General features: G+C 45.1%; 7 protein-coding genes and 1 tRNA gene. 2 read left to right on the top strand and 6 right to left on the bottom strand.

Annotated elements, in window-relative coordinates:
- Positions 1–254 precede the first annotated feature (254 nt).
- Both Q7657_RS20390 and Q7657_RS20385 read left to right on the top strand, forming a co-directional pair.
- Positions 255–1235, top strand: a complete 981-nt coding sequence (locus Q7657_RS20390; RefSeq protein WP_053989804.1) for a sugar-binding transcriptional regulator — start codon at positions 255–257, stop codon at positions 1233–1235.
- A gap of 106 nt (positions 1236–1341) precedes the next feature.
- A tRNA-Sec gene (locus Q7657_RS20385) sits at positions 1342–1436 on the top strand.
- Between the two features lie 10 nt (positions 1437–1446).
- On the opposite strand, the gene selB is transcribed toward Q7657_RS20385, so the two are convergent.
- The 6 genes from selB to fdnG all read right to left on the bottom strand — a co-directional run bounded on the left by selB (position 1447) and on the right by fdnG (position 10375).
- Positions 1447–3369 (bottom strand): selenocysteine-specific translation elongation factor, encoded by a 1923-nt coding sequence (gene selB, locus Q7657_RS20380; RefSeq protein WP_107165570.1) that lies wholly within the window; start codon positions 3367–3369, stop codon positions 1447–1449.
- Between the two features lie 15 nt (positions 3370–3384).
- Complete coding sequence (gene selA / locus Q7657_RS20375) at positions 3385–4848, bottom strand: L-seryl-tRNA(Sec) selenium transferase (RefSeq protein ID WP_107165569.1); 1464 nt, start codon at positions 4846–4848, stop codon at positions 3385–3387.
- A gap of 13 nt (positions 4849–4861) precedes the next feature.
- Positions 4862–5752 carry a formate dehydrogenase accessory protein FdhE gene (locus Q7657_RS20370; RefSeq protein ID WP_107165568.1) on the bottom strand — a complete coding sequence of 297 codons (891 nt, stop codon included), beginning with the start codon at positions 5750–5752 and terminating at the stop codon, positions 4862–4864.
- A 97-nt stretch (positions 5753–5849) separates the two neighbouring features.
- The gene (locus Q7657_RS20365) at positions 5850–6485 is read right to left on the bottom strand and encodes a formate dehydrogenase subunit gamma (RefSeq protein WP_107165567.1); all 636 of its coding nucleotides are present in this window, start codon (positions 6483–6485) and stop codon (positions 5850–5852) included.
- A complete protein-coding gene (fdxH, locus tag Q7657_RS20360; RefSeq protein ID WP_045064549.1) occupies positions 6485–7357 on the bottom strand; it encodes a formate dehydrogenase subunit beta in 873 nt (290 codons plus the stop codon). The genes Q7657_RS20365 and fdxH overlap by 1 nt, the downstream gene beginning before the upstream one ends.
- A gap of 3 nt (positions 7358–7360) precedes the next feature.
- Positions 7361–10375 carry a formate dehydrogenase-N subunit alpha gene (fdnG, locus tag Q7657_RS20355; RefSeq protein ID WP_146146399.1) on the bottom strand — a complete coding sequence of 1005 codons (3015 nt, stop codon included), beginning with the start codon at positions 10373–10375 and terminating at the stop codon, positions 7361–7363.
- Between the last annotated feature and the right edge of the window lie 14 nt (positions 10376–10389).

Below are 10389 nucleotides of genomic sequence, written 5' to 3'. Positions count from 1 at the left end.
CCAATATAGATATGATTATTATTTTTAGTTTAGTCGTTATATTAAATTTAGTTTTTTTAAAATAATAATTGGATATTAAAATGCTGATTTAATTTTATTAGTCATGAATTAAATATAAAGAATGGATGTATTGTTAAATTCTTTTTAGGTATTTAATGTACTCTGTTATTAAAAATAATTAATCATCTGCTTATTGATTGAAAAGTGTTAAAATCAACTGGTTAACCGTATCGCGATAGAATAAAGGATTGAAAATGAGTACAAACAGCACTGACAGTAATCATGTAGATAGCGATTTACTGACCGAGATCGCCATTGCTTATTATCAGGATGGTGCGACTCAAGAAGAGATCTCTCAGCGTTTTGGTATGTCTCGCGCTAAAGTGGGGCGTTTACTGCGCCGTGCTCGTGAAGAGGGAGTGGTGGAAATCACCGTCAAATACCACCCAGTATTTAGTGAAAAGTTAGAGCAGCAACTGATTGAACGCTTTAATCTAAAACGTGCATTGGTAGCACTTGATCAGCCTGATGATGAAACCCAACGCCAGCAAGTGGCGAGTTTAGTGTCCAGTTATCTTACCGCAACCCTCACTGATGATATGGTGGTATCGGTCGGTCAGGGGCGTAATATTGCCTCGATTGCTAGCCATGTGGGGGTGGTGCCGCACCGTAAATGTCGTTTTGTGTGTGGTATTGGTGGTACTCACCGCTCTGGTAATGCAATTAATGCCGATCATATTTGTCGTCAGTTAGCGAAAAAATATGATGGCATCAGTGAAACCTTGTATGCCCCAGCGTACGTTGAAGACATTGTGGTAAAAGAAGCCTTCATGAAAAACGGCACAGTTAAAGAGACGTTAGATCGTGCGCGTCGTGCTGATGTGGCGTTAGTGGGTGTCGGTGATATGAATGAAAACAGCCATATGGTGAAGTTAGGTTGGTTCACACCACAAGAGATTGTTGAAGCCCGTATTCGTAAAGGCGTGGTGGGTGATATTGCCGGTTATGACTTTTTTGATAGTCACGGTAAACAAGCCGACACCATGATGAGCGATCGTGTCATTGGTTTAACCATGGAAGAGTTGCGCCACATTCCAACCGTGGTTGTAGTTGCAGCTGAAAATAGTAAGGCGCTGGCCTTATTAGGCGCATTGCGTTCGGGTGTGGTTGATGTGCTGGCAACGAGCGTGAGTAACGCATTAACGATTTTGAATTTAGATCAGCAAATGAAGTAGTTTGATATTTAATCAGTTGATCTTAAAAAACAACTGCTATCCCTGAATTTAAGTGATAGCAGTTGATAACCATACCTTTAATGCATAAAATACATCACACAAATGAGGAAGAACGGCGTATCCGGTGATGCGTCCGGATTTCAAATCCGGGTAGGGCTGCCAGCAGTCCTGGGTAGGTTCGACTCCTATGTTCTTCCGCCACTTCGTTTGTTTATCCTTTCAGTAAATCTTCATCTCGCAATTCGCGGTAATTAAACTTTCTTTTTGTAAATCCAATCTTGTCTAAGTATTCCAATATTTGCACCGCTACTTTGCGTCCTAATTGGCTTAGGTTTCTAAAATCTGCTGTTTCTAGTTTTTGGTTCTGCTCGATATGCTTTCGTACCGCATTGGCGATGTGAATTAAATACTCATGCGTAACATAACGATCTTTCACGATGGCAGAGATATAACCCAGTTGTGCCAATTTATAGCTAAGTGTACGTAGTTCGTCTTCATCAATATCGCACGCATTAGCAAGATCGCGAACCCACCAAGGCTCTTGGCTGGTCTGCATCATCTGTGCAACGTGGAGCCAGTGGTGTTGCTCTTGCTCGGTCAATTGAAGTTGGTGGCTAGCAAGGTGTAACCAACCACGGGTATTGATAATAATTTGCTGTGCTAATAACTGCGTTAAAAGGGCATTAAAAATAGCTGTCGGTTGATTGAGTGCCGCGATGCGATATAAGCGATCCTTACCCAAACCAATATGATCGTTTTCTTGCTGGTGGTATTGGGCGAGCTTTTCAATAATTAGCTGCTGTAGTTGTGTTTGATAGTCAGAAGTACAAAGGACATCACCGTATTGGCTGATCTCATTATCAACTTGATGACAAGCGAGGTGTTCGATATTGGAGCATTGATGTTGCCACGTTAATTCACTGATAGATTGCGGTTTATTGGCTAGTTTAAAGGCGACGATGTCTTTAGTCGCATTAAGTGTCGCGCGCTGGGTTAAATAAGCTAAACGTTCAGGTTTTCGTTTACCACGATTAGGCGGCAGTAAATCAATGATAACGCCACTACCAAGATTTGTTTTTAAGGCAGGATCACGCAGCAATAAGCGATCTTGCTCAGCTAAACATAATGGGCTATCGAAAGTAATTTCAGCCAGTACGGAATTACCAGCTTTGACTTCATCAGCTTCAAGGAGCGCAATACGACCAGTAGTATGAGTTGCAGCATGGAAAAGCTGTACCGTTTGCCAGTGTTTAATATCGGTATTGGTTGTTAGTGCAACAGTCACACGATTGATCACGGTATTGGGGGCGATTTCGAGCAACCAATCGCCACGGTTAAGATCCTGCTTATCAATATCACCGACAATATTCATTGCCACACGCTGGTTTGCCATCGCCGTTTGTGCTGTTTTTCCTTGGGCATGTAAGCCTTTTATGCGCACGGTTTTGGTCTGTGCTAGGCCTTGTTTTAATTTATGGTGACTGACAAATTGTAAGCTATCACCAACAGTAATATTGCCACTTAATGCTGTACCTGTAACAACTAAACCAGCCCCTTTGACATGAAAGGCACGATCGATAGCAAGGCGGAAACCTTGTTGATCCTGTTGCTGCTTTTCATTGTCACAAAGTGCGAACAAATGCTGTTTTAGGGTATCAATGCCATCGCCTGTTATGGCTGAGCAATGAAAGATCTGCGGTTCGGTAAAGCCTTGCTGAAACAAGAGTTGAGTGAGCTGTGCTTCTAGCTGCTGTTGCTGCTCTACTGTAGTGAGATCGGATTTGGTGATCACCACGGTTAAGCTATCCATTGCCAGTAAACGTAGGATCGCTAAATGCTCATAGCTTTGCGCCATCATACCTTCATCACCAGCCACGATTAACATTGCATGATGAGCTGTACCAACACCTGCCAGCATGTTGGAAAGAAACTTCTCATGTCCGGGAACATCAATAAAACCAAGGGTTTCTTGTTGTTGTGTTGTAGCCGATAAATACGGCATAAACGCATAGCCTAAATCAATGGTAAGCCCACGTTTTTGCTCTTCAGGTAAACGATCGGCATTGGTGCCGGTTAAGGCTTGCAGTAAATGGGTTTTACCATGATCAACATGGCCAGCAGTGGCGATTATCATAAGTGGCGTTATAGGTTATTCGTTATGGGTAAGTGAAAGCTGTGCAAGCTGAGCGATAAAGTCTTGTTCATGGCTGATCCCACGTAGGCATAACCACAGTTTGTTATGGTGGATACGACCGATAATTGGGATCTCGCCGCTTGCTAAAAGATCCGCAAGATCATTAACCGTTTGAGATGTTTGATTATTGTTAACGCTGAAACACAATGCGACAGATTCAAGTTGTTCCGTTGGTAATGCACCACTGCCAATTTGCCCCATTGAAGGCATTACAGAGACAGTGAAATGCTGACCAACCAGTTGCTGACAGTAGGGTATCAGGCGCTGACCTAAATCGGTAAGGGCATCAAGGCTTCGAGTAAGCATGGAAAGTGTGGGTAGATCGCAAGGTAAGCGCTCAGGATGACGGTATAAATTCAGTGTCGCTTCAAGCGCAGCTAAGGTCATTTTGTCACAGCGAAGGGCACGTTTAAGTGGGTGATGTTGCAGCAGCTCAATGAGTTCAGATTTACCTGCAATGATCCCAGCTTGTGGCCCGCCTAATAGCTTGTCGCCAGAGAAGCTCACCAAATCAATGCCATCTTGCAGCATCTTTTGTGGCATCGGCTCGCTTGGCAGTCCGTATTGGGCTAAATCAATTAATGAACCGCTCCCTAAATCGCTGATCACTGGCACTTGCATGGAACGTCCTAGTGCACATAACTCCGCTTCAGATACTGCGCTGGTAAAGCCTTGGATCATGAAATTACTGGTGTGTACTTTCATCAGTAGTGCGGTGTTTTCATTGATCGCTTGTTGGTAATCTTTCAAATGAGTACGGTTGGTTGCGCCGACTTCGACTAACTGGCATCCCGCTTGGCGCATTACATCTGGAATACGGAACGAGCCACCAATTTCAACTAACTCACCGCGTGAAACAATCACTTCTTTACCGTTGGCTAAACTTGCCAACATCAGGAGCACGGCAGCGGCATTGTTATTGACCAAACAGGCATCTTCACAGCCAATCAACTGTTGGAGTTGTTCACTAATGGCGTGATCTCGGTGACCACGTTTACCTTGTTGCAGTGAATATTCCAAGGTAGACGGAAAACGCATGACATCTGTTACCGCTTTGATCGCCGCTTCTGCTTGCAAAGCACGACCTAAATTGGTGTGTAGGATAGTGCCGGTTAAGTTAAAAACACGGCGTTGTCCTTTAGATCTAAGCGGTTGTGCGACTTGCGCTAGTTGCTCTGAGAACAAGGCAATACGCTGCTGTTTTTGTTGTGTCAGCGCCAGCCCATCACACTCATTTAGGCTTAACCATAGTGGCAATTGTTGTTGCTGTTTGATGCTATCACGGGCTTGGTCGAGTAATTGACGAACAAGGGTGGTGATATGCTCTTTGCCGTATTGGTTGATCAAGGCTTGTTGTGATTGATGATTTAAAATCAGATCAACACTAGGTAAATGGGCGTAGAGTGCTTGGGCTGTCATATCAAACTCGGTATTACTGCATTAGTGGTAAAAGGAATGGGTTAAATCCATTACGGTATAATTCGCTCTGGCTTAACTTCTGATCTAGCACTAATGTCGCAAGGTCGTCTGCGATAGGATCAAGGTTTGGTTGTTTTTCTAAAAATAAAATCTTCAGATAGCTATTACAGTGACCACATGTTTCGGCACGTACCGCATCTTCTAGGGTTTCACTTTGTAGCTGAATATTCTCACCGTCAGCACATTGGGTACATTCTGCACGTAGACGATGCCACTCGGCTTCACACTGGCTGCAATGTAAGTAACGATGGCCGCTGCCTTTGATCATGCTGGCTGCTGGTGCGCCACCACATAATGGGCAAGTGTGTTGTTTCACGTTTGGCTCTGGTTGCCATTCAAGTGCCGTGGTTTTTACGATCAGGCTAGTGAAAGTATTGATGCAGGCGAAAAGGATGATCGCAAGATCAGCAGGTACTCGCTCTGATTGGTTGTGCTGAAGTGCAGTGAAGTAATGGTGCAGAGTGTCGCTATCGAGCTCATTAATTGCATCGATAATTTTCACAATATCATCAGAGGCAACAAGGCGTAGTGAGGTGCTTAACTGCGCTAGCATTTGTTCTAACAGTGGGAACCAGTCACTATTTAAAGTTAGCGGCCAAGCAAGCTCGTGAGTTTGAACAAATTGCGCCACTGGTGCTGCGAAGTCTTCTGCTAGTTGCGCTTGAAGTTGCACAATTTGACCCGCAACAAGTAGGTAATCTGCCATAAAAGAGTCTTTAGCAAGTTCACGCAAACGTGCGGCACGTGCTGAAAAAATGGTTGCAGGATCACCGATGATGAGTGGGGTAAAACCATCGCTGTTTTGTTTAACTATCGTGTTTTTATCGAGAATTTTTACGCTCATGCTGTTTTCCAAGTACAAGAATACCAACCAAAGTTGCCTTTGGTTGGTATAGGAATGAAAAGCGATAAACAGTGGCTTATCGCTTTTTATAGTGCTGTTAGTGTTGGTTTTTACCGTTAGTAATAGCGCGGAACCAACGAGGGTGGTGTTTCTTCGCCCAAGCAGGGGACACCTTACCTTCTAACATGCCGTCGATTGAGCCTTTTACCCAGTACGCCATGTAAACATGGATGATCAGGCTAAGGGCAAATACAACTGCTGTGATTGAGTGAACAATCAGTGCAATACGCACAATGTCGATGCTGAAGTAACCTGCAAAGTAAGCACGCCACGCAATCAGACCCGTCACGAGTAATAACACCGCACAAGCAATAAACTGACGTAGGATCATCTTCTGACCTGCGTTGTATTGTCCTGCTTCTGGTACGTTTTCTTCGTTCTCAGTCAACACGTCTTTTACTTTCAGCATCCACTGGAGATCACCTTTTTCAAAGTGGTTATGGCTCCAGTAACGAACAACTAAGAAAGCTAAGCCGATTGTCATTACAATTGCGCCGAATGGGTGCAAGATGCGAGCAAGTTGCGGCGAACCGTAGACATAGCTAAGGAAATGCAATGGTGCGAACATAAAAGATAAACCAGACAATAACGTCCAGATACCTGATAGTGCGACAGTCCAGTGCACCACGCGATCTAAAGGCTTATGACGTAAAATCGTTTTATTCAAACTCATTATTCATCTCCTTCTTCTTCGGCAACACGGCTACGACCGACAGTGACACGGTGCACAGCAGCAAGTGCTAATGTGCCGAATAGACCTGCGGCAGCTAGCGGCTTCACATCGTCTTTCCATAACTTCACGGTTTCACTGATCTTTGGATCTTTCGGTAGATCGTATCGCTCAGGATCGGTGATATCGTGTAACACATAAATCACGTGAGTACCGCCGACACCTGCTGGGTTATATACACCAGCATTCTTGTGACCTTTGGCTTTCAGCGCTGCGACACGTTGGTTAGCGTATTCAAGAATTTCTTCTCGCTCACCAAAACGTAGTGCACCTGTAGGACAGGTTTTTGCACATGAAGGCACTTGACCTGCCTGTAGGCGATCAAGACACAAAGTACACTTGTAAACACGGTTATCGACTGGGTTCATGCGTGGAATATCAAACGGACAACCTGCAATACAGTAGCCACAACCGACACACTTTTCAGAGTTGAAATCGACAACACCATTTTCGTATTGCACGATAGCATCAGGCTCTGGACAGGCTTTTAAACAGCCAGGATCAGAACAGTGCATACAGCTGTGTTTGCTGAATAACCATTTGAACTTGTTATCTTCTTCAATTTCTTTGAAGTGGATAGTGGTCCAAGTTTCAGCGGTTGTATTTGGCGGATTTTGGTAACTACCTTCAAAAGTACCTACTTTGCCGCGCAAGTTGTTCCATTCGCTACACGCATCCATACAGCCTTTACAGCCAGTACAGCACGTTACATCGATAAGCTTTGTGACCTGAATTTGGCGTTTACGCGCATCAGGTGAAGGCGTTAGCGATGATGTCGCAGAACTACGAATAATATTCTGTGATTCCATACCCATGGCTTACTTCACCTTTTCCACGTTAACCAAGAATGCCTTGTACTCTGGTGTTTGCGAGTTCGCATCACCCACATCTGGGGTTAGCGTATTAGCAAGATAACCAGGTTTCGTATCACCTTCGTAACCCCAGTGAATTGGGATACCAACGGTATGTACGGCTTGACCGTTAACCTGTAGTGGGCGAATACGTTTAGACACATAGGCTTTTGCTTCAATGAAGCCACGCTTAGACGTCACACGCACCATGTCAGCATTATTAATGCCACGCTCTTTCGCTAGACCTTCGCCGATCTCAACAAACTGCTCTGGCTGTAGTACAGCGTTGAAGTGAGAGTGGCTGGTCCATGTATGGAAGTGCTCCGTTAAACGGTAAGTGGTACCGACAAATGGGAACTGCTCTTTGTTACCAAGCTGCTCAAGATCGTCTTTGAAAATACGTGCCGCTGGGTTGGATACCACATTCTTATGTAATGGGTTGGTACCAATTGGTGTTTCAAACGGTTCGTAGTGTTCAGGGAACGGACCTTCTGCCATTTTATCTAACGCAAATAGACGACCTACGCCTTCTGGTTGCATGATAAATGGACCTGCATTGCTTGATGGTGGCAATTTCGCATTAAAGTCAGGCACATCAGGGCCAACCCACTTGCTACCATTCCATTCAACTAGCGTGCGTGATTTATCCCAAGGGCTACCGTCAGGACGTGTTGATGCACGGTTGTACAGCACACGACGGTTAGCAGGCCAAGACCACGCCCAGTTTGGTGCTAAACCTAAACCGGATGGATCGCTATTATCACGACGTGCAGTTTGGTTACCCGCCTGAGTCCAACTACCTGTGTATAGCCAACAACCAGCAGTGGTAGAGCCATCTGCTTTTAGCTGAGCAAAGCTAGATAGTTGATTGCCGTTAGCATCTTTACCGTTAAGCTCTTGCGCTAATTCTTTGGTATTTGGCGCATCAGGGATCGCATAGCTCCAATCTAGCGATAGGATAGGATCTGGGTATGTACCGCCATTTTTCTGGTACATTTCACGCATCTTCAAGAAGATACCCGCTAAGATCTCAGCATCACCTTTCGCTTCTCCCGGCATATCAGCCGCTTTCCAGTGCCACTGTAACCAGCGCGCTGAACTTACGATGGTGCCATCTTCTTCAGCGAAACATGCACAAGGTAAACGGAACACTTCTGTTTGGATATTCTTGGTATCCACTTCGTTTACGTTTGGCTTGTTCTGCCAGAAAGTCGAGGTTTCTGTCGCAAGTGGATCGATCACCACTAAGTATTTCAACTTAGATAGCGCATCCAATGATTTCTGCTTGTTAGACATCGAGCCAACAGGGTTGAAACCTTGACAGATGTAACCGTTCATTTCGCCTTTCTTCATCATGTCGAAGACGCGAAGCATGTCGTAACCCTGATCCCACTTCGGCATCATGTCGTAACCAAAGTTATTTTCTGCGGTAGCGTTTTTACCGTAGAACGACTTCAGTAATGAAACGAAGAAAGACGGGTAGTGTTGCCAGTAGTTCGTTTGATCTGCTTCAAGTGCCACTGGTGTGTGGTGCTTAAGGTGAGTTGCAAGATCCACATCTTTATCAGATGGCAGCTTCAAGTAACCCGGCAAACTTTGTGCTAGCAAACCAAGGTCTGTAATACCTTGAATATTAGAGTGACCACGTAGGGCGTTTACACCGCCGCCAGCCATACCCATGTTACCGAGCAGCAACTGGATCATTGCCATACAACGGATGTTTTCAGCGCCTTTTGAGTGCTGAGTCCAACCTGTTGCGTACAAGATCGTTGCAGTACGGTTATCGGCTGCTGTGCTACCTAGTGCTTTACACACGTGTTCAAACATATCAACAGGGGTACCTGTGATGTTTGAAACCACATCAGGTGTGTAGCGAGATACGTGCTCTTTCAGTAAGTTCCATACACAACGAGGATGTTGTAGGGATTCATCCTTCATTGCATAGCCGTTATCGTCTAGCTTGTAGAACCAGCTACTACGATCGTACTTACGTTTCTCGGCGTCATAGCCAGAGAACAGACCATCGTGGAACTCGTAATCATCACGTACGATAAAGCTAGCGTTAGTGTAGGCTTTCACATATTCGTGATTCACTTGACTGCTTGCGATCAGGTAACGAATCGCACCTAATAGGAAAGCAATATCAGCACCTGAACGGATCGGTGCATAGTGATCAGCCACTGCTGCTGTACGCGTGAAACGTGGATCAACCACAATGATTTCAGCGTTATTGGTTTTTTGAGCTTCAATCGCCCAGCGGAAGCCAACAGGGTGTGCTTCTGCTGCGTTACCGCCCATTACAAGGATTACGTTGGCATTTTTAATGTCAACCCAGTTGTTGGTCATCGCGCCGCGGCCAAATGTTGGAGCAAGACTTGCTACCGTTGGGCCGTGTCAAATACGCGCTTGAGTGTCAACTGGAACCATGCCCAAACCACGGGCAAATTTTTGTGTTAACCAACCATTTTCGTTGCTCTCTGCCGAAGCACATAGCATACCTGTGGTTAGCCAGCGGTTAACTGTGGTGCCTTGTTCGTTTGTTTTAACAAGGTTTTCATCACGGTCTTGCTTCATTAACTTGGCAATACGGGTGAATGCTTCATCCCATGAGATACGTTGCCATTTGTCTGAGCCAGGTGCGCGATATTCGGGGAATTTCAAACGTTGTTCGCTGTTAACAAAACCAGCTAGGCCGGCACCTTTTGGACATAATGCACCGCGGCTTACTGGATGATCGGGATCACCTTCAACGTGGAATACCTTTTGTTTGATATTACCGTTTGCTGCGCCAGTGCTATAAAGTAATGTTCCGCAACCTACCGAGCAGTAAGAACACGTATTACGGGTTTCTTTTGCTGCGGTTAATTTAAATTCTCGAGCTTGCGCCCAAGCTTTTTGCGGTATTGTGGCAAGGGAGGCAATAGTTGTCGTTGCGACAGCTCCCGCGCACAATTTAAATAATTGACGTCTACTAATATTCAAAGTCAACTCACCTA

It is taken from the genome of Candidatus Photobacterium acropomis (genome assembly GCF_030685555.1).
Classification (GTDB): Bacteria; Pseudomonadota; Gammaproteobacteria; order Enterobacterales; family Vibrionaceae; genus Photobacterium; species Photobacterium lucens.
Note: the sequence above shows the minus strand (reverse complement) of the source record. Positions and strands in the feature narration are given on the sequence as shown.

Bases quoted from the DNA above. Each gene is read 5' to 3' on its own strand.
- Q7657_RS20390 (WP_053989804.1), top strand. From the start codon at position 255: ATGAGTACAAACAGCACTGACAGTAATCATGTAGATAGCGATTTACTG.
- Q7657_RS20365 (WP_107165567.1), bottom strand. From the start codon at position 6,485: ATGAGTTTGAATAAAACGATTTTACGTCATAAGCCTTTAGATCGCGTG.
- selB (WP_107165570.1), bottom strand. From the start codon at position 3,369: ATGATAATCGCCACTGCTGGCCATGTTGATCATGGTAAAACCCATTTA.
- selA (WP_107165569.1), bottom strand. From the start codon at position 4,848: ATGACAGCCCAAGCACTCTACGCCCATTTACCTAGTGTTGATCTGATT.
- fdxH (WP_045064549.1), bottom strand. From the start codon at position 7,357: ATGGGTATGGAATCACAGAATATTATTCGTAGTTCTGCGACATCATCG.
- Q7657_RS20370 (WP_107165568.1), bottom strand. From the start codon at position 5,752: ATGAGCGTAAAAATTCTCGATAAAAACACGATAGTTAAACAAAACAGC.